Source organism: Stagnihabitans tardus (assembly GCF_009925085.1).
GTDB lineage: Bacteria > Pseudomonadota > Alphaproteobacteria > Rhodobacterales > Rhodobacteraceae > Stagnihabitans > Stagnihabitans tardus.
In genome coordinates this window covers 39,113-63,999 of sequence record NZ_JAABNR010000017.1, presented here as the reverse complement: position 1 = coordinate 63,999, position 24,887 = coordinate 39,113, and the positions used below count along the sequence as shown (strand labels likewise).

The 24,887-nt window shown below is 67.2% G+C and carries 21 protein-coding genes; 11 read left to right on the top strand and 10 right to left on the bottom strand.

What is annotated here, in order from left to right; all coding sequences use genetic code 11:
• Window positions 1–15: 15 nt before the first annotated feature.
• A complete protein-coding gene (locus GV832_RS16140) occupies window positions 16–402 on the top strand; it encodes a hypothetical protein (protein WP_168775909.1) in 387 nt (128 codons plus the stop codon).
• Window positions 403–478: 76 nt separating this feature from the next.
• Here the strand turns inward: GV832_RS16140 and mscL are convergent, their stop codons facing one another.
• Together mscL and GV832_RS16130 are read right to left on the bottom strand one after the other, a co-directional pair.
• Window positions 479–910, bottom strand: a complete 432-nt coding sequence (gene mscL, locus GV832_RS16135) for a large conductance mechanosensitive channel protein MscL (RefSeq protein WP_168775908.1) — start codon at window positions 908–910, stop codon at window positions 479–481.
• Between the two features lie 124 nt (window positions 911–1,034).
• Window positions 1,035–1,682 (bottom strand): ribonuclease T2 family protein, encoded by a 648-nt coding sequence (locus GV832_RS16130; protein ID WP_168775907.1) that lies wholly within the window; start codon window positions 1,680–1,682, stop codon window positions 1,035–1,037.
• A gap of 125 nt (window positions 1,683–1,807) precedes the next feature.
• Here GV832_RS16130 and GV832_RS16125 point away from each other — a divergent pair, with 125 nt between their 5' ends.
• From GV832_RS16125 to GV832_RS16115, 3 genes are all read left to right on the top strand, one after another.
• Window positions 1,808–2,548 carry a DUF1013 domain-containing protein gene (locus GV832_RS16125; protein WP_168775906.1) on the top strand — a complete coding sequence of 247 codons (741 nt, stop codon included), beginning with the start codon at window positions 1,808–1,810 and terminating at the stop codon, window positions 2,546–2,548.
• Window positions 2,549–2,886: 338 nt separating this feature from the next.
• Complete coding sequence (locus GV832_RS22435) at window positions 2,887–4,530, top strand: M10 family metallopeptidase C-terminal domain-containing protein (RefSeq protein WP_168775905.1); 1,644 nt, start codon at window positions 2,887–2,889, stop codon at window positions 4,528–4,530.
• A 123-nt stretch (window positions 4,531–4,653) separates the two neighbouring features.
• The gene (locus tag GV832_RS16115; RefSeq protein ID WP_168775904.1) at window positions 4,654–6,291 is read left to right on the top strand and encodes a M10 family metallopeptidase C-terminal domain-containing protein; all 1,638 of its coding nucleotides are present in this window, start codon (window positions 4,654–4,656) and stop codon (window positions 6,289–6,291) included.
• Here GV832_RS16115 and recR read toward each other — a convergent pair.
• From recR to GV832_RS16095, 4 genes are all read right to left on the bottom strand, one after another.
• Window positions 6,288–6,884 (bottom strand): recombination mediator RecR, encoded by a 597-nt coding sequence (gene recR, locus GV832_RS16110; protein WP_168775903.1) that lies wholly within the window; start codon window positions 6,882–6,884, stop codon window positions 6,288–6,290. The two genes, GV832_RS16115 and recR, sit on opposite strands and share 4 nt — an antisense overlap.
• 224 nt (window positions 6,885–7,108) lie before the next feature.
• Window positions 7,109–7,462: a YbaB/EbfC family nucleoid-associated protein gene (locus GV832_RS16105; RefSeq protein ID WP_168775902.1), complete on the bottom strand. Its 354-nt coding sequence runs from the start codon at window positions 7,460–7,462 to the stop codon at window positions 7,109–7,111.
• A gap of 57 nt (window positions 7,463–7,519) precedes the next feature.
• Window positions 7,520–7,882 carry a hypothetical protein gene (locus GV832_RS16100; protein WP_168775901.1) on the bottom strand — a complete coding sequence of 121 codons (363 nt, stop codon included), beginning with the start codon at window positions 7,880–7,882 and terminating at the stop codon, window positions 7,520–7,522.
• A gap of 378 nt (window positions 7,883–8,260) precedes the next feature.
• Window positions 8,261–9,994, bottom strand: coding sequence for a DNA polymerase III subunit gamma/tau (locus GV832_RS16095; protein WP_435531769.1), 1,734 nt, complete (start codon window positions 9,992–9,994; stop codon window positions 8,261–8,263).
• 97 nt (window positions 9,995–10,091) lie between these two features.
• Between GV832_RS16095 and GV832_RS16090 the strand changes: the two genes are divergently transcribed.
• From GV832_RS16090 to GV832_RS16070, 5 genes are all read left to right on the top strand, one after another.
• The gene (locus tag GV832_RS16090; protein ID WP_168775900.1) at window positions 10,092–11,444 is read left to right on the top strand and encodes a bifunctional enoyl-CoA hydratase/phosphate acetyltransferase; all 1,353 of its coding nucleotides are present in this window, start codon (window positions 10,092–10,094) and stop codon (window positions 11,442–11,444) included.
• Between the two features lie 103 nt (window positions 11,445–11,547).
• A complete protein-coding gene (locus GV832_RS16085; RefSeq protein ID WP_168775899.1) occupies window positions 11,548–12,279 on the top strand; it encodes a metallophosphoesterase family protein in 732 nt (243 codons plus the stop codon).
• A 1-nt stretch (window position 12,280) separates the two neighbouring features.
• Complete coding sequence (locus tag GV832_RS16080) at window positions 12,281–13,660, top strand: serine/threonine protein kinase (protein WP_168775898.1); 1,380 nt, start codon at window positions 12,281–12,283, stop codon at window positions 13,658–13,660.
• A 43-nt stretch (window positions 13,661–13,703) separates the two neighbouring features.
• Entirely contained in the window at window positions 13,704–15,443 is a 1,740-nt protein-coding gene (locus GV832_RS16075) for a S9 family peptidase (protein ID WP_168775897.1), read from the top strand.
• Entirely contained in the window at window positions 15,437–16,990 is a 1,554-nt protein-coding gene (locus tag GV832_RS16070) for a N,N-dimethylformamidase beta subunit family domain-containing protein (RefSeq protein ID WP_168775896.1), read from the top strand. The genes GV832_RS16075 and GV832_RS16070 overlap by 7 nt, the downstream gene beginning before the upstream one ends.
• Here GV832_RS16070 and GV832_RS16065 read toward each other — a convergent pair.
• The 4 genes from GV832_RS16065 to GV832_RS16050 all read right to left on the bottom strand — a co-directional run bounded on the left by GV832_RS16065 (window position 16,971) and on the right by GV832_RS16050 (window position 20,870).
• The gene (locus GV832_RS16065; protein WP_168775895.1) at window positions 16,971–18,116 is read right to left on the bottom strand and encodes a benzoate/H(+) symporter BenE family transporter; all 1,146 of its coding nucleotides are present in this window, start codon (window positions 18,114–18,116) and stop codon (window positions 16,971–16,973) included. The genes GV832_RS16070 and GV832_RS16065 overlap by 20 nt on opposite strands.
• A gap of 396 nt (window positions 18,117–18,512) precedes the next feature.
• Window positions 18,513–19,556: an endonuclease/exonuclease/phosphatase family protein gene (locus GV832_RS16060; RefSeq protein ID WP_168775894.1), complete on the bottom strand. Its 1,044-nt coding sequence runs from the start codon at window positions 19,554–19,556 to the stop codon at window positions 18,513–18,515.
• Window positions 19,553–20,224: a molecular chaperone DjiA gene (locus GV832_RS16055; protein ID WP_168775893.1), complete on the bottom strand. Its 672-nt coding sequence runs from the start codon at window positions 20,222–20,224 to the stop codon at window positions 19,553–19,555. The genes GV832_RS16060 and GV832_RS16055 overlap by 4 nt, the downstream gene beginning before the upstream one ends.
• Before the next feature lie 10 nt (window positions 20,225–20,234).
• On the bottom strand, window positions 20,235–20,870 hold the full coding sequence (locus tag GV832_RS16050; RefSeq protein WP_168775892.1) for a TetR/AcrR family transcriptional regulator: 636 nt from the start codon (window positions 20,868–20,870) through the stop codon (window positions 20,235–20,237).
• A gap of 60 nt (window positions 20,871–20,930) precedes the next feature.
• Between GV832_RS16050 and tgt the strand changes: the two genes are divergently transcribed.
• Both tgt and lon read left to right on the top strand, forming a co-directional pair.
• Complete coding sequence (gene tgt, locus GV832_RS16045; RefSeq protein WP_168775891.1) at window positions 20,931–22,061, top strand: tRNA guanosine(34) transglycosylase Tgt; 1,131 nt, start codon at window positions 20,931–20,933, stop codon at window positions 22,059–22,061.
• A gap of 305 nt (window positions 22,062–22,366) precedes the next feature.
• Window positions 22,367–24,775, top strand: a complete 2,409-nt coding sequence (lon, locus tag GV832_RS16040) for an endopeptidase La (protein WP_168775890.1) — start codon at window positions 22,367–22,369, stop codon at window positions 24,773–24,775.
• The last annotated feature ends 112 nt before the right edge of the window (window positions 24,776–24,887 follow it).

The following is a 24,887-nucleotide window of genomic DNA, read 5'->3' as shown; positions in this document are numbered from 1 at the left end:
CCAAAGGATGCTCAGATGGTGAAGCTCATCTTGTTGAAACTTACCGTCTTCGTGGTCTCGCTCGCCGCCTTTCTCGTGCTTTCGGCGGGGGCGATCGAGGTCATGACGGGCATGTTTGGGAGGAACGGTCGCGGGGTCGGCTTTGGAATAGCCCTTTTGGTCTATTTCCGGCTGGTCGGCTTCGCAGCCGCCGTCTCCCTCATTCTGCTTGAGTTTCGGCGAGGCCGTGCCGCCTTTCTGGTCGGCGCGGCCCTGGTCTTTTGGGCTTCTGCCTATATCGCGCCCTATGCTAGGGTTCGCGAGAACGCGATGGCTGCTGCGGTCGTCCTTGTCATTCTTGCGGCGGTTCTGCTGCTCTCCAGCCTCGCGCAAAGGGCCCTCCGGCTGGACCGGGCCGCCTAGGGCGGGTTTCATCCCGCCGCGCCCGAAACGAAAAAGGCCCCCGGATCGCTCCGGGGGCCTTTGAACGTATCGCGGTTTACTTCTTCAGCGAGTCGCGGATCTGCAGCAGGACCTCCAGCTCGGTCGGACCGGCGGGGGCGGCTGCGGCCTCGGCGGCCTCTTTCTTGACGGCGGCATCCTTCAGCTTGTTCACGGCCTTGACCAGCAGGAAGACCACGAAGGCGATGATCAGGAAGTTGATCACGGCGGTGATGAAGGAGCCATAGGCAAAGAGCGCCGCATGGGCCTCGCGCGCGGCGGCCAGCGGAGTGCCCGGGGCCACTTCGCCCGAGAGGACGACATACATGTTGGTGAAGTCGATGCCGCCGATGATCAGACCGATGATCGGGTTGATCAGGTCATCGACCAGCGATTTGACGATGGCGGTGAAGGCCGCGCCGATGATGATACCGACGGCGAGGTCCATGACATTGCCCTTGGCAATGAAGTCGCGAAATTCCTTGATCACGTCACTGTTCCCTTTTCCTGCGGCTATTAGGCCTTTGAAACCGGGTTGGCTCCCGGATTGTTGCCCTCTGTGCCACAGTCCGCCCAAAAGCGAAGCGAATTTTCGCTTTTCCGGCAGGAAATGGTTAACGAAGCGGCGGCAGGGTCACAGTTTTCATCCGGCAGGCCGCCACATCCGGGGCGCAGGCACGCGGCCTGAGGTCGGTCGTCAGGCACAGCCGCACCTCCTCGATCCGCCCATCGCCGCAGGAGAGCGCGATGGAACCCTCGGGCAAAGCCGGGTTGGCCTCGTAGAAAGCCTCTTCCAGCACGGCGGGGGGGACTTGCAGCGGCACGGTGACGCGGCCGAAGACCGAAGGGATCTTCAGGCTCTCCCAGGCCTTGCGGGCGGCGGCGAAATAGCCGCGCGGCGACAGGCCCGAACAGCGGCCATGGGACTTCCACTCATGCCAGGCGAGGCTCGCGGAGGGCATGATATCGGTCATCGCCGCCGTCTCCTCCCGTGTCGCGTCGCGCTGGTTGGTGCGGCAGTAAGAGGGCCAGCCGCCCTCTTCGTATTGCGGCCAAAGCCCGTGCAGCACGAAGGTCAGCCCCCGCCCCGCGTCGCATTGCGGATCGTCGCGGGCATCGCCCGTCTCCAGGCACCAGGACGAGGACCAGGACAGCGACAGGACGTAATAGTCGAAATCCCCCGCCCTTTCGCCATCGGCCCAGGCGGGGCAGGCTGCAACCGTGGCGAAAACCCAGGCGATCAGCCCCAAAATCACGCGCATTTCCGCTTCCCCTTGGCCTTTGCATCAGGTATACGGCCACCGACTTCCCCCCGAAAACGAGAAAGTCGCGGCCTAGGTCGCAGCCGTTTTCCCGGCGCGGGAGAGATTTGTAAAGGAGTGATCCGATGTCCAAACCGCTCATGGCCAAGGCGACCGCAGTGTGGTTGGTCGAGAACACGACGCTGACCTTCCGGCAGATCGCCGATTTCTGCTCGATGCACGAGCTGGAAGTGCAGGGGATCGCCGATGGCGATGTGGCCACGGGGGTCAAGGGCTTTGACCCGGTGGGCAACAACCAGCTGGACCAGGTCGAGATCACCAAGGGCGAGGCCGATCCGCTTTACCGGATGAAGCTGAAGTTCAACCCCGCCGCCGTGGGCGAGGAAAAGCGTCGCGGGCCGCGCTATACGCCCTTGTCCAAGCGTCAGGACCGCCCGGCCGCGATCCTCTGGCTGGTCAAGTTCCACCCGGAACTGACCGATGGCGCCATTGGCAAGCTGGTGGGCACCACGAAGCCCACGATCCTTGCGATCCGTGAGCGGACCTATTGGAACATGGCGAATATCTCGCCGATTGACCCGGTCGCCCTGGGCTTCTGCCGCCAGTCGGAGCTGGACGCCGCCGTTCAGGCCGCCGCCCGCCGCAAGGCTGCCGATGGCGTGGTCATGACCGATGACGAGCGTCGCAAGCTGGTCTCGACCGAACAGTCGCTTTCGATGGGCGAAGAGCCCCGGATGCCCTCGGGCCTTGAAGCCTTCACCCGGCCGCAGGAAGAGCCGAAGAAGCCCGCCGACTATTCCGACGCGGAGAGCTTCTTCAACCTGCCGCAGGGCGATGACGACGACGAGGACGACGACGACCTCTGAACCCAAGTTGAGGCGAATTCGACAGGAATGCCCGGCACTTCGCCGGGCATTAACGTTTTCGCGGATGGACGGAATCGCCCCGCTGTGGTGTTCTGATCCCCGGGGAGCCATGGGTGTGTCCTCCCCTTTTTCCTGACTGACCTGACGACCGAAGACCAAGTCCGACCTTGCGCTGCCCCCTGGGGTCGCATCGTCGCCTCATAGGCCCATGGCACCCTTGGGGGGCTTGCGGCTGTCGCACAGGCTCGCCTGACCGGTTCAACCGGTTCAAGGGGCCTGTCCCGATCTGGCCAGCGCATCTGGCCGGACCGATCCCTTTCGCCTGCCGGAGCAACCGCATGGCCGTATTCATCGAAAAGATGGACGCGCCAGAAGCGGCGTCCACCTCATATGCCATGGGCTCGGGAGATGTCTTCCGGGGCAGCCTTGGCACGGGTCAAAGCGACTGGATCAAGGTCACCCTGGTGGCCGGGCAGTCCTATGCCTTTGCCGCCATGGGGCTTGGAGCCCTGGGCTCTGGCGTCGTGGACGGGCGGCTGGTGCTGCGCGATGCCTCGGGCCGGGCGCTTTACGGCGACGAGGACAGCGGGCCGGGGCTTTCGGCCATCTTCACCTATGTCCCGCAGACCGGGGGGACCTTTTTCCTCGATGTCTCCTCGCATCGCAGCGGGGCGGCGGGCGGCTATGCGGTTTCGGTCACCTCGGGGACCATGGCCTCGCTGGGGCCCGAGGCCGGGGCGGGGGCCTTGCTGCGCGAGGGGGCGGCCTGGGGTCCGGCGGGGCAGGGCACGACGCTGACCTGGGGCTTTCGCGCGCCTGGGGCGGCTTTCGATGCCAATGGCGACCCGGCGCCCTTTGCCGCGCTGACCTCGGCGCAACAGGGCGCGGTCTTCAAGGTGCTGGCCGCCTATTCCGAGGTCGCGGGCGTCAAGTTCCAGCAGGTGGCCCCGGGCGGCACGACGACCCAGGCGACGCTTCTGGTCGGCGCCTATACTTCCACCACCGATGGCGCCGGGGCCTTTGCCAACCTGCCGGGCAGCCGGGATGCGGGCTCGGTGGACGGCGATGTCTGGCTGAACAACGATTCCGTCTCGACGACCTGGCTGCCGCGCGGCAGCTATGCCCATTTCGCCATCCTGCACGAATTCGGCCATGCCCTGGGCCTGGATCACCCGGGCGATTACAACGCGGGGCCGGGCCAGGTCATCACCTATGCCACCCATGCGCAATTCTTCCAGGACAGCACGCAATACACGGTCATGAGCTATTTCGACGCCTGGGCGACCGAGCCCAATGCGCCGCGCAAGAAGCCTGACACCTTGATGATGTATGACATCCTGGCGCTGCAGAAGCTGTATGGAGCCAATGCCGCCGCCCATGCCGGGAATTCGACCTATGGCTTCAATTGCAACGTCGGCGGGCCCTATGACTTCAAGGTCAACAAGATGCCGCTCCTGTGCATCTGGGATGGCTCGGGGATCGACACGATCGACCTCTCGGGTTTTGGCCAGAACCAGAAGATCGACCTTGTGGCCGGGCGCTTTTCCGACGTGGCGGGCTATCGCGGCAACCTCTCCATCGCGGTGGGGGTCTGGATCGAGAATGCCGTGGGCGGCATGGGGTCGGACCTGATCCTCGGCAATGGGCTGGGCAACCGGCTGGTGGGGCGGGGGGGCGATGACACGCTGGACGGCGGGCTTGGCAACGATCTCTTGACCGGAGGCCGGGGCGCCGATGTCTTCGTCTTCGACAAGGGCGAGGGCAGCGACTGGATCACCGATTTCGACAATGCACTGGACGTGCTGGACCTGGACGCCGCGCTGTGGGGCGGGGTCGCGCTGTCGCATTCCGAGATCGTGGCGCGCTTCGCCCAGATGCGGAACGGCCATGTCGTGCTGGATTTCGGGGCCCAAGAGCTGCATTTGATGGGACTTTTTTCGGTCTCGGGTCTGGAAAGCCATTTGCGCAGCGATTACGGCTAGAGACTGTCCGACAAGCGCGGGCACCGGAATTGTCGAAAGACAGGCGACAGGTTAAAGTTCGGAGGCTGTCTGGCGGGTCCTTCCGCGTCAGACCGGCTCCAGGCCAAGGGAACAGGAGACGACATGGCGACGATCCTCGAGACCACCGATGCAGCCGGATCGCGGGCCACGACCTATCAGATGGGGCTGGGCGATGTCTTCCTGGGCAGCTTCTCCGGGGCCGAGACCGATTGGGTCAAGATCACCCTGACGGCGGGACAGGTCGTGACCTTTGGCGCGGTCGGGCTTGGCGGGCCGGGCCTTGCGGCGACCGACCTGGCCCTGCGGCTGCGCGGCGCCAATGGCACGATCCTGGCCGAGGATGACGACAGCGGCCCCGGCTATATGCCCTCGCTGACCTATACGGCCACGGTGACGGGGAGCTATTACCTCGACCTGCGCTCCTTGGACACGGGCAGCCGCTATGGGCTGGCCGCCAACCTGGGCAACCACTTGAGCCTGACGCCCGAGCTGGGCGCGGGCGTGCTTTACCGCGAGGGCGCTTCGTGGTCGGGCACGGCGGGCACTGCCACGACCCTGACCTGGAGCTTCCGCAGCTCGGGTCCGGCGCTGGACGCCAATGGCGACCCCGCGCCCTTCTCGCGGCTGAGCGCCCTGCAGCAGGACGCCGCCCAGGCCGCGCTGGAGGCGTTCGGCCAGGTCGCGGGGCTGGGCTTCGTCCAGGTGAGCCCGGGCGGGTTCTCGGACAATGCGACGATCCGGATCGGCGCCTATACCTCGACCGACGACGGCGCCGGGGCCTTTGCCTATTTCCCCGGCTCCCGGGGCAATTCGGCCGATGCGGGCGACCTTTGGCTGAACCTCGATTCGGTCAGCGATGCCAACCTGGCCCCGGGGGGCTATTCCTGGTGGGTCATGCTGCACGAATTGGGTCATGCCATGGGGCTGGACCATCCGGGCGATTACAACGCCGCCGTGGGTGTCGAGATCACCTATGCCAATTCGGCGCAGTTCATCCAGGACAGCACCCAATACACGGTGATGAGCTATTTCGACGCCGTCGACACGACCTCTGCGGCCCCCGATATCTATGCCCAGACCCTGATGATGTTCGACATCAAGGCCTTGCAGGTCATGTATGGCAAGAACACCGCTTTCAACGCCGGGGCCACGGTCTATGGGTTCAACACGAACCTGGCCGGGTCAGTCTATGATTTCTCCAGCAACGACACGCCGCTCCTGTGCCTCTGGGACGGATCGGGCCGCGATACCTTGAACCTGTCGGGCTATGCCGGGGCGCAAAGGATCGACCTTGGCCAGGGCAAGTTCTCGGATGTGATGGGCTATCGCAACAATGTCTCGATCGCGCTGGACTGCATCATCGAGAATGCGACGGGCGGCAGCGGGGCGGACAGGATCACCGGCAATGTCTTTGCCAATGTGCTGCGCGGCGGACGCGGGGCGGATACCCTGGCAGGGCTGGCCGGCAATGACACGCTGATCGGAGGCTTTGGCAACGACCGCTTCGACTTTGCCCTGGGCGGCGGGGTGGACCGGGTCGAGGACTTCAGCCTGGTGGCCGATGTCGTGCGGGTCAGTGCGACCCTCTGGGGCGGAGCAGCCAAGACCGCCGCCGAGGTCGTGTCGCAATATGCCGGGCTGGTGAACGGCCATGTCGTGCTGGACTTCGGCGCCGACGAGCTGCACCTGATGACCCTGGCCTCGACCACGGGCCTGGCCGGGCAGCTCCTGATCGCCTAAACCCCGCGCCGGGCCCGGAGTGCCGCGCCGATCGTGCCATCGTCGAGGTAATCGAGCTCTCCGCCCATGGGCACGCCCTGGGCGAGCGAGGTGAGCCGCAGCGCGAGCGGCTCCAGCGCCTCGGCGATGTAATGGGCGGTGGTCTGGCCCTCGACCGTGATATTCAGCGCGAGGATGACCTCGGTGATGCCATCGGCCTTGATGCGGTCGACGAGGGCGGGGATGCGCAGTTGCTCGGGCCCGATGGAGTCGAGCGCCGAGAGCGTGCCGCCGAGGACATGGTAGCGCCCCTTGAAGGCGCGCGAGCGCTCCATCGCCCAAAGGTCGGCCACGGTTTCGACGACGCAGATCTCGCCCGTGGCCCGGGCGGGGTCGGCGCAGATCGGGCAGAGGTCCTGGGTGCCGATATTGCCGCAGGTCCGGCAGTCGCGGGCGTTCAGGACGACATTGGCCATGGTCTGGGCGAGGGGCGCCATCAAGGCCTCGCGCCGCTTGAGGAGCGCCAGGACGGCCCTGCGGGCGGACCGGGGCCCAAGGCCGGGCAGGCGGGCCATGAGGTCGATCAGCGCCTCGATGTCGCGGGTGTCATTCATGGCGGGGTTCGGTTTGGCGGAAAGCGCCGGGGGGCCTTCTGCCCCCCGGACCCCCCGAGGATATTTGTGCCAGTATGAAAGGGAAAGAGGCGCTTGCGGTCAGGGGCGGGAGGTTCGACCCTTGGCGCGCTGGGGCGGCCGTCTGGAGGCGGCTGGGAAGATGCGATCTGGCAGGCCGCAGCGGCCCGGGGGAACAGGTGTCTCCCAAGGGGCGCGGCGCCATCTCAGAAGGGCAGTTTCATGTCGGGCGGCAGGCCCATTTCGGCCATCAGGCGCTGCATTTCCTGCTGGGAGCGGGCCACGGCGCGGGATTGGGCGTCGCGAATGGCGGCGAGGATCAGGTCCTCGATGACCTCTTTTTCAGAAGGCACCAGGATGGAGGGGTCGATGTCGAGGCCCGTGACCTCTCCCTTGGCCGTGGCGCGGGCCTTGACGAGGCCGGCGCCGGCTTCGCCGATGACGACGGTGCGGGCGAGCTCTTCCTGCAGCTCGGCCATCTTGGACTGCATGTCCTTGGCCGCCTGCATCATCTTGGCCATGTCGCCAATGCCGCCCAACCCGCCCAGACCCTTGAACATCCGCCGTCTCCCTTTCGTTCCGGTTTGGATAGCAGATGGGTTCGGGGCCGGGAAGGGTCAAGAGCGGCGGAACAGGAGGAGTGCGGGGGCGAGGAGGGAGAGGGTGAGGAGCCATGGGGGACCAGCGCAGCCCTCGCGGATGGCGGCGGTGCGGATGTTCGCCCCGTCGTCAAGGCCGTAGAACCAAACCAACGGCAGCAGGCCCGCCGCAAGGGCGAGGAGGGTCATGGCGCGGCGATGGACGAGGAGGGCCATGAGGAAGACGGCTGCCAGCGCCAAGCCTGGAAGGGAGGTCCAGAAGTCCAGCACCGGGGAGAGGGCGGTCACAGGCACGCCGTCCCAATCGGGGGCCTCCTTGTCGCAAACCTCGGCCCGCAGGGGGGAAGGGAGGAGCAGAAGAAGGAGGGGGAGGCGGCGCATGGGGAAGGTTTGCGGGGGGCGGGGCCCCGGGTCAAGCCCGGGGCGGAGGGGTGTGGGCGGCACTGTCGCCCGGGGACAACCCCCGGGGGAGGTCATGGCGACGGGGGCGCTTTTCGTGTCGAGGTCCCGGGTCAGGCCAGGGACGGCGGGGAGAGGGTGCGCCCGTGGTTCTGCGTAGCCCGGGGGGAACCCCGGGGTGGCGAAGGGGAGGTGCTGCCGGTGGGGGCGCTTTTCGTGTCGAGGTCCCGGGTCAAGCCCGGGACGGCGGGGCGATGGCGCAACCGTGGTTCTGCGTAGCCCGGGGTATACCCCGGGTCTGGGCCCGGGCGCGCCTACTGCGTCGCGGGAGGTCTTGAGTTGCCCCAGAAACCCCGGGGATCAGCCCTCTTCGAAAGGGTCCCATTCATCCTCGACCTCGGGCAGGGAGTCCGCCTGGGCCTGGGCTGCCAGCTCTTCGGGGGCGCGTATCTCGGTGATCTTCGCCCCGGGGAAGGCCGTCATGATCGCCTGCAGCATCGGCGTCTCCAGCGCCTTTGCCCGGGCGGCGTTCAGGACCGCATCCCGCGCCTCGGCAATCGTCGGCGCCCCGCCGGTCGAGACCACCGAGACCCCCCAGCGGCTGCCCGTCCAGCCTTGCAGCCTTGCCGAGAGCCGGGCGGCGAGGTCTGGGGCGGCCTCGCGGGTGGGTTCGAACTCGATCCGCCCGGGGGCATAGCGGGCGAGGCGGAGGTGGCTTTCGACCTCGACCAAAAGCTTCATGTCGCGCTTTTCGCGGATCAGCGCCACGACCTGATCGAAGCTCTGGTAGAGCACCTCGGCATCGGTTTGCAGCGCCAGCGCCTGGGCGCCCGACATCATCGGGCCGCGCGCGGGCGCCCGTGTCATCGGCGCGTGCAGGGGCCGCCCGAGTCCCGGGCCTGAAGGCGCCCCGCCTGCCGGAGCCGCGCCGGGCTGCACGTTGCGCAGGTGGCGGATCAGGGTCTCCGGGTCGGGCAGGTCGGCCACATGGGTCAGGCGGATCACCGCTATCTCGGCGGCCATCATGGCGTTGGGGGCTTGGGCCACTTCCTCCAGCGCCTTCAGCAGAAGCTGCCACATGCGCGACAGGCTGCGGAGCGGCAGGGCTTTGGCCATCTCCGCCCCGCGGTTGCGTTCGTCGGGCGAGAGGGTCGGGTCCTCGGAGGCTTCGGGGGTGATCTTGGTGACCGAGACCCAATGGGTGATCTCGGCCAGGTCCCGCAGGATCGCCAGCGGATCGGCGCCATCGGCATATTGGCCCGCAAGCTCGGTCAGGGCCTGGGACGCCTGGCCCTTCATGATCATCTCGAAGAGGTCCATGACCCGGCCCCTGTCCGCCAGGCCCAGCATGGCGCGGACGGCATCGGCCTGGACCTCTCCGGCGCCGTTGGAGATCGCCTGGTCCAGAAGCGAGGTCGCATCCCGCGCCGAGCCCTCCGCCGCGCGGGTGATCAGACCCAGCGCGCCATCGGTGATCGTCGCGTTTTCCCCGGCGGCGATCTTGCGGAGGAGGCCCATCATCACCTCGGGCTCGATTCGTTTCAGGTCGAAGCGCTGGCAGCGGGACAGGACCGTCACCGGGACCTTGCGGATTTCCGTGGTGGCGAAGATGAACTTCACATGTTCGGGCGGCTCTTCCAGCGTCTTCAGAAGCGCGTTGAAGGCCGCCGTCGAGAGCATATGCACTTCGTCGATGATATAGACTTTATAGCGGGCCGAGGCCGCGCGGTAGCGCACCGAATCGATGATCTCGCGGATATCGCCCACCCCGGTGCGGGAAGCCGCGTCCATCTCCATCACATCGACATGGCGGCCCTCGGAGATCGCCCGGCAGGGCTCGCAGACGAGGCAGGGCTCGGTCGTGGGGCCCCCTTTCCCATCGGCACCGACGCAATTCAGCCCCTTGGCGATGATCCGCGCGGTCGTGGTTTTCCCCGTCCCCCGGATGCCGGTCATGACAAAGGCATGGGCGATGCGCCCCGCCGCGAAGGCGTTCTTCAAGGTCCGCACCATGGCTTCCTGGCCGACCAGGTCGGCAAAGGTCTCGGGCCGGTATTTGCGGGCAAGGACGCGATAGGCGGGGTCGGTCATCATGAGCCTCGGATTCTTTGCCCCAAGGTAGGGCCATGGGGCGGCAAGGTAAACCTGCGATGGGGGTTGAACTGTCATGATCCACGGGCAAGGTGGCGCCATGACACTCGACAACCGCCCCTATGAGAGCCTGAAGGTCGGAGACCAGGCCGAGACACGCCGCCTGGTGACCTTCGATGACCTTTATGTCTTTGCGGCGGCCACGGGCAATCACAACCCGATGAACCTGCCGGATCAGGACCTGGACGGCGACGGGACGCGCGAGAGCCGGGCTCCGGCGATGTTCGTCGCGGCCATGGTGGCGGCGACCCTGGGCAATCACCTGCCGGGGCCGGGGACGGTTTACCGCAGCCAGAGGCTGGAGTTTCGCGGCGTGGCGCAGGTGGGGGATGAGCTGGTCGCCCGGGTCACGGTCACCGGGCTGCGGGAGGGGGTGGTGACGCTCTCCACCCTGGTCTCTTGCCGCGACAAGGTTATCGCGGAGGGCGAGGCCGAGGTTCTGGCGCCGACCCGCGCCATCTCTTTCGACGACAGCGAGTTGCCCGGGCTGGTGGTGCAAAGCCACCGCCAGTTCGACGCGATCCTCGCCCGGGCCAAGGGCCTGGCGCCCCTGCCCACCGCCGTGGTCTGGCCGAGTGACGCGGCCTCACTGTCGGGCGCGCTTGCGGCGATGGCGGAGGGGCTGATCCTGCCCCTGTTCATCGGCCATGACCTTCCCGCCCTGGCCGCGCGTCTTGGCCTGCCCTTGGGCGGGGCGGAGGTGATCGAGGCCGCAACCGACACCGAGGCCGCCGCCCTGGCCGTGGACCTGGTCCACCAGGGCCGGGCGCGGGCGGTGATGAAGGGCCACCTGCACACCGACACGCTCTTGCGCCCCATGCTGGACCGTCAGACCGGGCTGCGCATCGGCCGCCGCTTTACCCATGTCTTCGTCATGGATGTGCCGGGCGTTTCCCATCCGCTTTTGGTCTCGGATGCCGCCATCAACATCGCCCCGGACCTCGAGACCAAGGTCCAGATCACCCAGAACGCCATCGACCTCGCCCGCCGCCTGGGGATCGAGACCCCCCGCGTGGCCATCCTCTCGGCGGTCGAAGAGCCCATGGCCGAGATGCCGTCCTCGACAGATGCGGCGGCGCTGGCCGCGATGGCGGGCACGCGGATCACCGGGGGGCTGGTTCAGGGCCCGCTCGCCATGGACCTGGCCGTCAACCCCAGGGCCGCCCAGGCCAAGGGCGTCAAGGGGCCGGTGGCGGGGCGGGCCGATGTGCTGATCGTGCCGGGGATCGAGGCGGGGAATATCCTGGTGAAACTCCTGACCCACCTCGCCCATGCCGAGGCCGCGGGCCTCGTCCTGGGCGCCCGTGTCCCCGTGATCCTGACCAGCCGGTCCGATGGGTTGAAGGCCCGCCTGACCTCTTGCGCACTTGCGGTCTTGCAGGCGCAGGGCTGACCGCCGCTCAATCCGCCACGGCATGGAACAAGGCCACTCCGTCGCATGGGCAGGCGGCTAAAAGCGCGCTACAAGAGCCAAAGGCGGCCTGAAGGAGGAACGGGTGCGGCTGGCAGTTCTGACCGATATCCATGGCAACCGCGAGGCGCTCGCGGCGGTTCTCGCCGATGTGACGGCGCGGGGCTGCGATGCCATTGCGGTCCTCGGCGACATCGTGGGCTATGGGCCTGACCCGGGCTGGTGCCTTGACCGCATCCGGGAGCTGAATTGCGTGACGATCAAGGGCAACCATGACGCCGCCATCAAGGGCTCGGGCGCCGATATGTCGACCAATGCGCGGCTGGCCATCGACTGGACCCGCGCGCAGCTTGCCCCTGACCAGGCGGATTGGCTGGATGCCCTGCCCCTGACCGCCGAGATCGAGGGTCTGGCCCTGGTCCATGCCAGCGCCGAGGCCCCTGCGGACTGGATCTATGTGACCTCTGAGCCCACCGCCACCGGCTGCCTGCGCGCCTCCCGCGCCCGGCTGACGCTCTGCGGCCATGTCCATGTGCCCCAGCTCTACTCGCTGGACATGCGCGGCATGGTCGCGGGGATGACGGTGAAGATCGGCCAGGCCATGCCGCTGTTGCGCACCCGCCGTTGGCTGGCCGTCGTGGGCGCGGTGGGCCAGCCCCGCGACCGCTGCCCGCAGGCCGCCTGGGCGCTTGTGGACACGACCCGCGACGAGATCACCTTCCGCCGCACCCCCTATGACTGCGGTGCCACCGCGCTGAAGGTCCGGGCGGCGGGCCTGCCCGAGGCGCTTGCCCTGCGGCTTCTGAGCGGAGACTGACATGCTGAAACCCGAAAAGGGCCTGACGGTCGATGGCTTCACCTTGGGCGATCAGCTCCACGAGGGCGGCTTTGCGACGATCTGGGCGGTGACCCATCCGCTGTACCGCTCGGCGCTGATCATGAAGGTGCCCAAGATCCTCGACGGCGATGATGGCCCGACCATCGTGGGCTTCGAGACCGAGCAGATGATCATGCCCCGCCTTTCCGGCCCCCATGTGCCGCGCATCGTGGCGGAGGGCGGTTTCGACACGATGCCCTATATCGTGCAAGAGGCGATCCCCGGCCAAAGCCTGCAAGCCCGCTTCGACAAGGGGCCCTGGGCGCTCTCCGACCTGATCGAGACCGCGGCCCGCGTGGCCGATGCCCTGGCAGCCCTCCATGCCCAGGGCGTGGCGCATCTGGACATCAAGCCCGCCAACCTTCTGATGCGCGAGACCGGAGAGGTCGTGCTGATCGACTTCGGCCTTTCCCGCCACCGCGACCTGCCCGACCTTCTGGAAGAAGAGTTCCGGATTCCGATGGGCACCTATCCCTATATCGCCCCCGAACAGGTCCTTCAGACGCGCGGCGACCCAAGGTCGGATATCTTCGCCCTCGGCGCGCTTTTGTACGAGATGGCGACGGGCAAGGCGCCCTTCGGCATGCCCTCGAAGATGAAGCAGCTGAAAAAGCGGCTCTGGCTCGACCCCGTTCCGCCGCGTTTTCTGCGCCCCGATCTGCCGGAGTGGTTGCAGGAAATCATCCTGCGGGCCTTGGAGGTCGATCCCGAAAAGCGCTACCAGACCGCCGCCCAACTGCGCTTTGACCTGGCCCACCCGGGCCAGGTCGTCTTGACCGCCAGGGGCCGCAAGCTGCGCCCCGATGGTTGGCTGACGATCTGGCGCCGCCGCCGCAAGATGCGCGGCCTGACGCGGCTGGGGGCGACCTGGGCCAAGGCCGATGTGCCGATCCTTCTCGTCGCCGTCGATCTCTCGCCCGAGGGGGAGGCTTTGCATGACCTGCTTTTGACTTGGGTCCGCCGCATGCTGACCCATCAGCCGGAATCCCGCGTGGCCTTGGTCAACGTCATTCGCACCGCGCTTTTGGGCATCGACACGGGCACCGATGCCCAGGGGCAGAATGTCCATGTCAGCCGTCTGGTGGCCTTGAAGCACTGGGCGGCGGGGCTGGAGCTGCCCGAGGCGCAGCTGACCTTCCAGATCCTGGAGAACTCCGACGCCGCACAGGCCATCCTGGACCATGCGGGCCAAGTGGGGGCCGATCACATCCTGATGGGCGCGCGGGGCCATTCGACCACGCGGCGCTATCTGGGTTCGGTCTCGGCCAAGGTGGTCGCGGAGGCCTCTGCCTCGGTCACGGTGATCCGGGCACCCGGTTGACTTTGCGCCTCCTTTGGTCAGGCTGGCCCTGCGGAGGATCACGATGAAGACAGTCGCGCGGAAATGGGCAAGGCTGCCCGAGGTTTACCAGGTCAGGGCCTCGGGCGACGGGGTCTGGGGGTTCTGGACCGGCAAGGGCGATCACGGCGCGGATGTCTTCTGCGCGCCCGTGGCGGGGGGCCATCCCGAGCAGCTGACCTTCGGTGTCGATCACCACGAGATCCGCGATGTCTCGGGTGACGGGATGCAGCTGATCCTTGGCCAAAGCCGCAATGGGTCGGAGCATGACCACCTTCTGCTCCTGGACCGCCGTCTGGGCAACAAGCTGCGGCTTCTGACGCCCAAGCAGGAGAGCCATTTCCTGTATGGCGGGGCGTTTTTCGACGGCGGGGTCGTCTTCCTCGCCGACCATGATTACGCCACGGGGCATGGGGTTTCCGGCGCGATCCTCTGGTGGCAGGACCTCGAGACCGGGGCGCGGCGCGAGCTTGGCCGCCTGCCGAGGCTCGGGGCGGGGCCCGAGGTCTCGCCCGATGGCAAGCGGCTGTTGCTGAACGTCTCGACCAGGGCGGCGGGCTCGGGGCAGGTCTGGCTTTGGGATGGCGCGCTGCGTGAGGTGCTGTGTCTTGGGGAGCGTGAGAACACCCGTGGCACCTGGATCGACGATGACCAAATCGCGGTGGTCAGCGACCACCAGGGCCGCGACCGGGTCGGGGTCCTGTCGCTGGAGGGCGGCCTCGAGTGGCTGGGCGGAGAGCCAGACTTCTGCCCGCATGAGGTCATCGCGGGGCATGGGCGCTGGGCCGTCGTTTCCCATGACCACGGCCAGGTCCGCGCCCATGAGTGGCGCGGCGCCTGGGAGCCCATCGCCAACCCCTCCTCCCGCCGGTCCTTCCTCCCCTGGGCGGCCTTGCCGGATGGCTGGCTGGGAGAGGCATATGATGCCGATGCCCCGCATGAGGTCTGGGCTGCGCAGCCCGAAAAGCCGCGCCGCCTGGACGTATTCAAGGGCCCCGGAACCCCGACCCCCCGTGACTTCCGCTGGAAAGCCCCGGATGGTGCCGAGGTCCAGGGCTGGCTTTACCTGCCCGAGGCGCCAAGGGGCCTGGTCGTCAAGGTCCATGGCGGCCCGACCTGGCATTCCGAGGACTGGTGCCACCCCTGGATCGGCTTCCTGACCGAGATGGGCTGGGCCGTGCTGGACCCGAATTACCGGGGCTCCACCGGCTTTGGGCGCGACTGGCGCGAGGCGATCAAACTCCAGGGTTGGGGCGCCGAAGAGCAAGCCGACATCCGCGCCGGGATCGAGGCGGCCCTGGCGCTTGGCATCCCGCCAAAGGTCGCGGTGGCGGGGGTCTCTTACGGCGGCTTCTCCAGCTTTTACGCCATCACCCGGATGGCCGACCTCGTGGGCGCCGCCATCCCGGTCTGCGGCATGTGGGAGCTGGCTTTGGACTACCAGGCCACCGGCCAGGATCACCTCCGCGACTATTCCATCGAGATGATGGGCGGCACGCCCGAAGAGGTGCCGGAGCGCTATCTGAACGGTTCTCCGGCCTCCTTCGTGGATCAGGTCAAGGGCCAGGTCCTGGTGGTCCAGGGGCTTTGCGACACCAATGTCTCGCCCGAAAACGCCCATGCCGCGCTGCGCGACCTGAGGGCGGCTGGCCACAAGCCGGAAGAGCTGTTCTTCAAGGACGAGGGCCATGGCATCACCCGCCCCGCCAACCTGGAGACCTTCTTCCTGCGCGCCCAGGCCTTCCTGGAGAAATCCCTGTGCTGAAAGGCTTCTTCATCCCCGGCCCGCAGGATGATGGCGACGCGGTCACCGGGACCTATTACGAGGTCGCCAGCGCCGACCCCGAGGCGAGCCAGGTCTGGGGTTACACCGACCGCCTCTCCTATGCCCCCGGCGAGACCCTTGTCCTGCACGCCATGGGCCGTGGCCCCGCGCGGCTGACCATCCTGCGCGACGGGCTGATCCCCGAGGTGGTGGTCGATCAGGACATCGCGGTCACCTTCGCCGAGACCCCGCGCCAATGTTCCGTGACAGGCTGCGACTGGCCCGAGGTCTTTCGGCTGACCCTGCCCGACTGGCGCTCCGGCGTCTATGTCATCCGCCTGACCGTGCCGGGCCACCAGTCCGAGCATATGTTCGTCCTCCGGGGCGTTTCCGACCTGACCATGATCCTGAGCACGGGAACCTGGTGCGCCTATAACGACTGGGGCGGGTCGAACCATTACCAGGGCATCACCGGCCCGCATGGGGTGGAATTCGCGCCCGAGGTCTCGATCCACCGGCCCTGGGCCAAGGGCTTTGTCCAATGGCCCGAGGATGCGCCGCGCATCCCCCATGCCTCGCCCCTGCTGACCCGGCCGCGCTATCCGCATATGGATTATGCAAGGGCCAAGGGCGTGTCGAAGAAATACGCCTCATCCGGCTGGGCGGCCTTTGAACGGCCCTTTGCGCTCTGGTGCGAAGGGCAGGGGATTTCGCTGAGCTATATCACCCAGCACGACCTCCACCGGGGGGTGACGCCGGGCAAACGCGCGGTGATCGTCGGGCATGACGAATACTGGACCTGGGAGATGCGCGACCATCTCGACGCCTGGGTCGATGACGGCGGAGAGCTTGCACGCTTCGCGGGGAACTTCTTCTGGCAGACCAGGCTGTCCGAGGATCTGGCGGTCCAGACCTGCTACAAATACGACGCGCCCCGGTCGGACCCGACCGAGGACCCGTCTCGGCTGACCTCTTACTGGGATCACCCCGGCGTGGGGCGGCCTGCGGTGGCCTCGATGGGGCTGACGGGGTCGATGGGGGTCTATGCCGGCTGGAGCCGCTGCGCCGCCCATGGGTCGGGGGGCTTTGCGATCTACAGGCCCGAGCATTGGAGCCTGAAGGATTCAGGCCTCGGTTATGGCGATGTTCTGGGGGCGGCCTCGAAAATCTTTGCCTATGAGGTCGATGGGGTCGAGATGACGATGACCCAGGGCCTGCCCTTTCCCGCCGATCCGGGGCTCGTGGGGGAGCTCACGATCATCGCCTGGTCTCCGGCCACGACCTTGGCCCATTCGACCGGCCCGCATGACGAGGACAAGTTCATCGGGCGGCTCGATGCCGAGGAGGTGGCGCAGGTGGTTTACGGAGCGGTCACGCCCGAGACCCTGGGCCGGGCGAGCCGGGGCAATGGCTGCATCGCCGAATATCGCCGGGGCAGGGGAGCGGTCTACAACGCCGGGTCCTGCGAGTGGGTGGCGGGCCTCATCGCCCGCGAGGCGCCGGTCGAAAGGGTGACCCGCCGCGTCCTTACGGGCGCTTGGGGCTAAGCCGGTCCAGGGCGAGGACCGCGAGCCCCGCAAGCAGGCCCCAGAAGGCCGCCCCGACGCCCAGAAGCGAAAGCCCCGAGGCCGTCACGGTCAGCGTGATCGTCGCGGCAAAGCGCTGCGGCGGGGCGGCGGCGAAGGCCCCCGTCAGGGCTCCGGTCAGGGGACCCAGAAGTGCCAGGCCCACCAGCAGCGTCAGGATCTCGGCCGGGAGCTGGCGCAGAAGGGCGATGGCCTCGGGCGAGAGGAGGCCCAGAAGCACCCAGGCCAGAGCATAGAGGAGCCCGACCTTCCAGCGCTGGCTGCGGTCGGGGTGGACATCGTCTCCCATGCAGATCGCCGCCGTGATCGCCGCCATCGAGATCGTATGGGCGCCGAAGAGGGCGCCGAGGGCCGAGAGGCCCCCCGTGGTGATCAGGGCGGGGGCGACCTGGGGCTCATAGCCCGCCGCGCGCTGGGTGGCGAAGCCGGGCAGGTTCTGGCTGGCCATGGTCACGAGGTAAAGCGGCAGGCCAAGGCCGATGAGCGCCTGGGTCGAGAAGGCGGGCGGGATGAAGGTCAGTTCGGGCAGGGAGAAGGAAAGGCTCGGCGGCGCGCCCCAGAAGGCGGCAATGAGGCCCATGGCCAGCGCCGCCAGGACGGCGAGGGCCGGGTTCTTCAGCCGCACCAGGGCGAAGGTGGCGATCATGGCGGCGGCGGCGAGGCCAAGCGGCGGGGCGGCGGCGAAGCCCTTGAGGCAAAAGGGCAAAAGCACCCCCGCCAGCATGGCCGAGGCCAGGGCATCGGGGATGCGGGAGATGAGGGCTCCGAGCGGTTTGATGGCTCCAGAGGCCGCGATGAGGGCGCCGGCAAGGAGGAAGGCGCCCACGGCTTCGGCCATGGTCAGGCCCTGGGTGGCCGCGATGAGCGCGGCGCCGGGGGTGGACCAGGCGAGGACCACGGGCACGCGGGCGCGGGTGGAGAGAAAGGCCGAGCCAAGCGCCTTGACCAGGCAGATCGTTGTGACCCAGGAGGCGGTCTGGGCGGGGGAGGCGCCGACGGCGGCGGCTGCGGCGAGGACGAGGGCGATGGTGGAGCCAAAGCCCACGAGGGCCGCGACCAGCGCCGCCGAGATCATGGAAAGCCGCATCGAAGCCCCTCTGTTGCTGGCGCCTAGCTGGACGAAAGCGGGGGGGCAAGTCAACCGGGGGGGCTCTGCCGACTGTGGGGTTGGGCCCTGCCGACTGCAAGGTCGCGATCTGCCTGATGCCTCGCCCCGCCGACTGCCAAGTTGGGCCCCGCCGACTGCACCGCACCGCAGGACCGGACAGGTCGCCCTGCCGACTGAAAGGCCCGGCTCTTCGCCCTGCCGGCCCTCCCGACGAAGGGCAACGCAGGACCCCAGACCGCCACCCTGCCCTTGCAGTCGGCGGAGCGCGGATGGGCTTGAGGCGGCGCCCCCGCAGTCGGCAGAGCCCCCCGGCGACGCAAGGACCGGGCGCGCAAAGCGCGTCTGGTCCTGCGGCGCAACCCCTCTCGCCGCTGCCTACATATCCACCGTCACCGGGAAGTGGTCCGACCCCGCCAGCACCGCCGCCGAGAGCTCGGCCACCCCCGCCACGCCCGGATCGTTGAACGGATGCCAGATCCGCCAGCGTGCGCCCTTGGTGAAGAGGTCATGGCTGACCATGATGTAATCCAGAAGCGCCTCGAAATAGCACTTGTGGACCGGGTTCCAGAACCGCGCCGTGGTGGGGGTCAGCCCGCCCCTCTGGTTGATCGCCAAAAACGCATGCGGATCAAACAGCCGCTGCGGGCGGGGCAGGCGCAGCCCCATGACCAGCTCGACCCCCGAGACGCCGAAGAGCTGTTCATACTTGTCCAAGCCCGGACCATCGTTGAAATCGCCCATCACCATCAGGCTGTCACCCGCCGCGAGATGACCCTCGACCCTGGCCCGGACCCAGGTGCATTCGGCCAGCTGCTTCCTGCGATTGGCGATCGAGATGCGCCGCGCCTCCTCGGCGCTGTCGGCCCCATGCGGCGCCTTGGACTTGGCATGGACCCCGATCAGCCGCAGCTTGCGATGAGCCGTGGTCACGGCAAGCTCCAGCGGAGGCTTGGAAAACCGGATCAGCTCCTCGTTGCCATCCCCATCCGCATCGTGGCGCAGACCCGTGTCGAAGCGCGGCGCCAGGTGCAGCGGCGCCCCATGACTCGTGGCGGGCTCCCCCTGCGGATCATGACGGGCCTCGATCACATCGGGGTCGTAGAGGAAGGCGATCTCTTGCTCGGTGTCCGAGGCGAAGCCCACGACCGCCCGCCGCGCCCGCAACCCGATGCGCCGGGCCAGGGTCTCCAGCGCCCGGACGCAGGAGCGGCGGGCGGATTGGTCGGGCGCCTCGATCAGCATGATCCCATCGGCATCCAGCGCCGTCAGCACGATGCCGATGGCGGCAAGCTGCCCCGCCCGCGAGACGCCATAGCGCGAGGAGGGCTCATCGTCGTCCAGAAGCCCGCCCTGGTCGTCGAAAAGCGCATTCATCCAGGCGACATTCCAGGTGGCCAGTCGGAGGCTCTGCCGCTTCATGCCGCCCGCTTCTGGATGTCTTCCCAGGCGGCGTTGATGGCGCGCAAACGGTCTTCGGCCAGCTTGACCGCCTCGGGCGGGACACCGCGGGCGATCATGCCGTCGGGATGGCTGTCGCGCACCGCCCTTGCCCAGGCGCGGCGGACCTCTTCCAGCGGCGCGCCGGGATCGACGCCCAGCACCGCATAGGGATCGCCCGGCACATGCCGCGCCCGAAGACCCGCAAAGCAGCGCCCATCGAGGCCAAAGATCGTGGCGACCTCGGCCAGGAATTCCTCCTCGCCCTGGTGGAAGGCGCCATCGGCCATCGAGATGTGGAAGAGCCCCTCCATCAGGTCGATCAGCACCTCGCGCTCGCCGGGGAACATGGCGGCGATCTTGCGGGCATAGGCGTCGAAGCCCGCCACATCCTGCCGCGCCAGGTTGAAGACCCGGGCCGCCGCCTCTTCCTCGCCCTTGGGGATCAGGAAGACCCGGCGAAAGGCCGAGACCTCGTCGCGCGTCACCTGGCCATCGGCCTTGGCCATCTTGGCACCCAGAGCGATGACCGCGATGGTGAAGGCGACCGACCTTTCGGGGCGGGTGCGGAAGCGGTCGAAAACCTCGGTCAGGCCCTGGCCCGAGACCAGGGAGGAGAGGGCTTCGACGATGCGCGACCAGATCGACATGGGCGGCAGACTAAGGCTTGGGCGGCGCCAGGGGAAGGGCGCTTTCGACGAGCCTCAGGCAAAGCGCGAGCCCGTTGCGGCAGGCGGCCTCGTCGCCGCGCCGGATATGGTCCAGCCAGAGCCCGTCCAGTGCCGCCATGATCAGGTCGGCCAGTTCTGTCACCCCCTGCGCGCCGGTGGCATGAAGGAGCGTCTCCAGCTCGGCCCGGTAGCGGGCGTAAAGCTCGGCCTCGGTCGCGGCGATGGCGGGATGCGACAGCGCCGCCGACCAGAGGTCGATGCGCATCCGCAGATGGGAGGGCTCCAGCATCTGCGGCGTGAAGCCCGCGTGCAGGAAGGCCTCCAGCCGCTGCATCGGGCTGGCCTTGCCCGCCATCTCGGCGGCTCCGATGGCATGAAGCCGGGCCGAGGCCAAGCGGTAGGCCTGGGCCAGGACCTCGTCCATCGAGGCGAAGTGATAGGTGATATGGCCGAGGGAGAGCCCCGCCTCGGCGGCGATCTTGCGGGCGGTCAGGCTGGCATAGCCGTCGCGTTGCAGGCAGGTCAGGGCGGCCTCGGCGATCTCGGCACGGCGGTCGGGGCGGGCTTTGGCGGGCTTTCGGCTGTCGGAAGCCGCGTCCGGCGGGGGGGTGGATTTGGGCGGCATATGGCTTCCTCTTGGCTTTTCCATTGGCTCAGGCCAGAAGGGCAAGGTCAAGGAGGCGCAATGGGCGAACGGTTTTCTTATCAGGTGACGGCGAAGGATGGTGCGGCGCGGACCGGGGTGATCTCTACCCCCCGGGGCGAGATCCGGACGCCGGCCTTCATGCCCGTGGGCACGGCGGCGACGGTCAAGGCCATGATGCCGGAATCGGTGCGGGCGACCGGGGCCGATATCCTTCTGGGCAACACCTATCACCTGATGCTGCGCCCCACGGCGGAACGGATCGCGGCCCTGGGGGGGCTGCACAAGTTCATGAACTGGGAGCGGCCGATCCTGACCGATTCGGGCGGGTTCCAGGTCATGTCTCTGGCCAGTTTGCGCAAGCTGACCGAAGAGGGCGTGCGGTTCTCCAGCCATATCGACGGGTCCAAGCACATGCTCTCGCCGGAGCGGTCGATGGAGATCCAGAAGCTCTTGGGCTCTGACATCGTCATGTGTTTCGACGAGTGCCCGGCACTTCCGGCCGATGATGCGACGGTGGCGGCCTCGATGCGGATGTCGATGCGCTGGGCGCAGAGGTCGAAGGATGCTTTTGGCGACCGTCCGGGGCACGCGCTTTTCGGGATCATGCAGGGCGGCGTGACCAAGGATCTGCGCGAGGAAAGCGCCACGGCGCTGAAGGCCATCGGCTTTGACGGCTATGCTGTGGGCGGTCTGGCGGTGGGCGAGGGGCAGGAGGCGATGTTCGGCGTCCTGGATTACGCGCCGGGCTTCCTGCCGGAGGACAAGCCGCGCTATCTGATGGGCGTGGGCAAGCCCGATGACATCGTGGGCGCGGTCGAACGCGGGATCGACATGATGGACTGCGTTCTGCCCTCGCGCTCGGGGCGGACGGGACAGGTCTGGACAAGGCGCGGCCCGGTGACGATCAAGAACGCAAGGCACCAGAACGACCCGAGGCCGGTGGACGAGGCCTGCACCTGCCCGGCCTGCCGCAACTACTCCCGCGCCTATCTGCACCATGTCTTCAAGGCCGACGAGATCATCGCCTCGATGCTGATGACCTGGCACAACCTGCATTACTACCAAGAGCTGATGCAGGGTCTGCGTGATGCCATCGCGGAGGGCAGGCTGAGCGCTTTCGTCGCGGAGTTCCATGCGACCCGCGCGATGGGCGATATCGAACCCTTGTAAAGCGGAGGGCCTTCGGCCCAAGCCTTCCTGTCGGCTGCGGCCTTCGCCTTCGCCTCCTTGGGTTTGGCGGGGCGGTGCCACCAGGGGCGGATCGGTTGCATTGGCGGCTTTCCCCTCATCCCGCCTTTACCCTGACGCTTTGGTCGCCTTGCGCCCGACGCGGGTCAGGTTCATGCTGGGCGAAACGTGATGGGCTTGGGGCATTGAAACCCCCGGGCCGATGCCCCAGATTGGACGAACGGGGAAGGTGAAGTGGGTTGCCGCAGTCGGGACCATCGCCTTCCTGCGAGGACAAGGAACCGAAGATGACGAACAAACTCCCGCAAAGCTACCCGGTCTTGCCGCTGCGCGACATCGTGGTTTTCCCCCACATGATCGTGCCGCTGTTCGTCGGTCGCGAGAAATCGGTGCGCGCCCTGGAAGAGGTGATGCAGGACGACAAGCAGATCCTGCTGTCGTCGCAGATGGACCCTTCGGTCGATGATCCGAGTGTCGAGGGCATCTTCCGCGTGGGCGTCGTGGCCAATGTGCTGCAACTTTTGAAACTGCCCGATGGCACGGTCAAAGTGCTGGTCGAGGGCAAGGCGCGCGTCAAGATCACCGAATTCCTGCCCAATTCCTCGTTCTTCGAGGCCCGGGCCGAGGTCCTGGAAGAGACGCCGGGCGACAAGCTGACCTCGGATGCGCTGCTGCGCTCGGTGGCGGACGAGTTCGAGCGCTATGCCAAGATCAAGAAGAACATCCCCGAAGAGGCGCTTTCGGCCGTGGCCGAGACGCATGAGGCGCCGCGCCTTGCCGACCTCGTCGCGGGGCACCTCGGCGCCGATGTCGCCTTGAAGCAGGAGATCCTGGAGACGCTGGATGTGGCCCAGCGGCTGGAAAAGATCTACGGCCATATGCAGGGCGAAATGTCGGTCCTGCAGGTCGAGAAGAAGATCAAGTCCCGGGTCAAGACCCAGATGGAGAAGACCCAGCGCGAATACTACCTGAATGAGCAGATGAAGGCCATTCAGAAGGAGCTGAACGAGGGCGACGAGGGCCAGAACGAGCTGGACGAGCTGGAAGCGCGCATCAAGGCCACCAAGTTCTCGAAAGAGGCGCGGGAGAAGGCCGAGGGCGAGCTGAAGAAGCTGAAGTCCATGTCTCCGATGAGCGCCGAGGCGACCGTCGTGCGCAACTACCTGGATTGGCTTTTGTCGGTTCCGTGGGGCGTGAAGAGCCGCGTCAAGAAGGACCTGATCGAGGCGCAAAAGGTGCTGGATGCCGACCACCATGGCCTTGAGAAGGTCAAGGAGCGGATCGTCGAATACCTGGCGGTGCAGGCCCGGTCGACCAAGCTCAAGGGGCCGATCCTGTGCCTCGTCGGCCCTCCGGGCGTCGGCAAGACCTCGCTGGGGCGGAGCGTGGCCAAGGCCACGGGGCGCGAGTTCATCCGGATTTCGCTGGGTGGCGTGCGGGACGAGTCGGAAATCCGTGGTCACCGCCGGACCTATATCGGCTCGATGCCGGGCAAGATCATCCAGGCGCTGAAAAAGGCCAAGACGACCAACCCGCTGATCCTCTTGGACGAAATCGACAAGATGGGCCAGGATTTCCGGGGCGATCCGGCCAGCGCCATGCTGGAGGTCCTGGATCCGGAACAGAATGGCACCTTCACGGACCATTACATGGAGGTCGAATATGACCTCTCGAACGTGATGTTCCTGACGACCGCCAACAGCTACAACATGCCCGGGCCGCTTCTGGACCGGATGGAGATCATCTCGCTCGCGGGTTACACCGAGGACGAGAAGCGCGAGATCGCCAAGGGCCACTTGCTTCCGAAGCAGGTTGCGGCCAATGGGCTGAAGAAGGGCGAGTTCGAGGTTTCCGATGCCGCGCTGACCCATGTGATCCGCTATTACACGCGGGAAGCCGGCGTGCGGAACCTGGAGCGCGAGATCGCCAAGCTGGCGCGCAAGGCCGTGACCGATATCCTGAAAGGGACGACCAAGCATGTCTCGGTCGATGAGGCCAAGGTCGAGGACTACCTGGGCGTCCAGCGCCACCGCTATGGCCTGGCCGAGAAAGAAGACCAGGTCGGCGTGGTCACCGGGCTGGCCTGGACCAGCGTGGGCGGCGAGATCCTTCAGATCGAGGCGCTGAAGCTGCCGGGCAAGGGCCGCATGAAGACGACGGGGAAACTCGGCGATGTCATGAAGGAATCGATCGACGCGGCCTCGTCTTATGTCCGCAGCGTTTCCCCGGCCCTGGGCGTCAAGCCGCCCAAGTTCGAGGCCATGGACATCCATGTCCACGTCCCCGAGGGGGCTACGCCCAAGGACGGGCCAAGCGCGGGTCTGGCGATGACCACGGCCATCGTCTCGGTCCTGACCGGCATCCCCGTCCGCAAGGATGTGGCGATGACGGGCGAGGTGACCTTGCGCGGCAATGCCCTGCCCATCGGCGGGCTCAAGGAAAAGCTGCTGGCCGCCCTGCGCGCAGGCATCAAGATCGTGCTGATCCCGCAGGAAAACGCCAAGGACCTGGCGGAAATCCCGCAGAATGTGAAGGACGGGCTGGAGATCATCCCCGTCACCCATGTCCGCGAGGTGCTGAAGATCGCGCTGGTCGGCGAGCCCGTGGCCGTCGAATGGGACGAGGCGGCCGAAGAGGCCGCACAGGCGGCACGGACGGCCCGCCTCGACGAGGCGCCCTCGAAAACCGCGCATTGAGGACTGGACGCCCGCCATTTTGGCGGGCGTTTCCTTCTCCGAAATGCCGGGGCGTTAACCTTTTGGCCCGCCCTGCCTAGGCAAGCCGAGAAAATCCGGCTAGCCTGTTTCC

Coding starts and splice junctions, on each gene's coding strand:
- GV832_RS16100 (WP_168775901.1), bottom strand. CDS start 7,882: ATGCGCCGCCTCCCCCTCCTTCTTCTGCTCCTCCCTTCCCCCCTGCGG.
- GV832_RS16105 (WP_168775902.1), bottom strand. CDS start 7,462: ATGTTCAAGGGTCTGGGCGGGTTGGGCGGCATTGGCGACATGGCCAAG.
- tgt (WP_168775891.1), top strand. CDS start 20,931: ATGGGCGAACGGTTTTCTTATCAGGTGACGGCGAAGGATGGTGCGGCG.
- GV832_RS16130 (WP_168775907.1), bottom strand. CDS start 1,682: ATGCGCGTGATTTTGGGGCTGATCGCCTGGGTTTTCGCCACGGTTGCA.
- GV832_RS16075 (WP_168775897.1), top strand. CDS start 13,704: ATGAAGACAGTCGCGCGGAAATGGGCAAGGCTGCCCGAGGTTTACCAG.
- recR (WP_168775903.1), bottom strand. CDS start 6,884: ATGAATGACACCCGCGACATCGAGGCGCTGATCGACCTCATGGCCCGC.
- GV832_RS16060 (WP_168775894.1), bottom strand. CDS start 19,556: ATGAAGCGGCAGAGCCTCCGACTGGCCACCTGGAATGTCGCCTGGATG.
- GV832_RS22435 (WP_168775905.1), top strand. CDS start 2,887: ATGGCCGTATTCATCGAAAAGATGGACGCGCCAGAAGCGGCGTCCACC.
- GV832_RS16095 (WP_435531769.1), bottom strand. CDS start 9,994: ATGATGACCGACCCCGCCTATCGCGTCCTTGCCCGCAAATACCGGCCC.
- GV832_RS16140 (WP_168775909.1), top strand. CDS start 16: ATGGTGAAGCTCATCTTGTTGAAACTTACCGTCTTCGTGGTCTCGCTC.
- GV832_RS16080 (WP_168775898.1), top strand. CDS start 12,281: ATGCTGAAACCCGAAAAGGGCCTGACGGTCGATGGCTTCACCTTGGGC.
- lon (WP_168775890.1), top strand. CDS start 22,367: ATGACGAACAAACTCCCGCAAAGCTACCCGGTCTTGCCGCTGCGCGAC.
- GV832_RS16115 (WP_168775904.1), top strand. CDS start 4,654: ATGGCGACGATCCTCGAGACCACCGATGCAGCCGGATCGCGGGCCACG.
- GV832_RS16050 (WP_168775892.1), bottom strand. CDS start 20,870: ATGCCGCCCAAATCCACCCCCCCGCCGGACGCGGCTTCCGACAGCCGA.
- GV832_RS16065 (WP_168775895.1), bottom strand. CDS start 18,116: ATGCGGCTTTCCATGATCTCGGCGGCGCTGGTCGCGGCCCTCGTGGGC.
- GV832_RS16125 (WP_168775906.1), top strand. CDS start 1,808: ATGTCCAAACCGCTCATGGCCAAGGCGACCGCAGTGTGGTTGGTCGAG.
- GV832_RS16090 (WP_168775900.1), top strand. CDS start 10,092: ATGACACTCGACAACCGCCCCTATGAGAGCCTGAAGGTCGGAGACCAG.
- GV832_RS16055 (WP_168775893.1), bottom strand. CDS start 20,224: ATGTCGATCTGGTCGCGCATCGTCGAAGCCCTCTCCTCCCTGGTCTCG.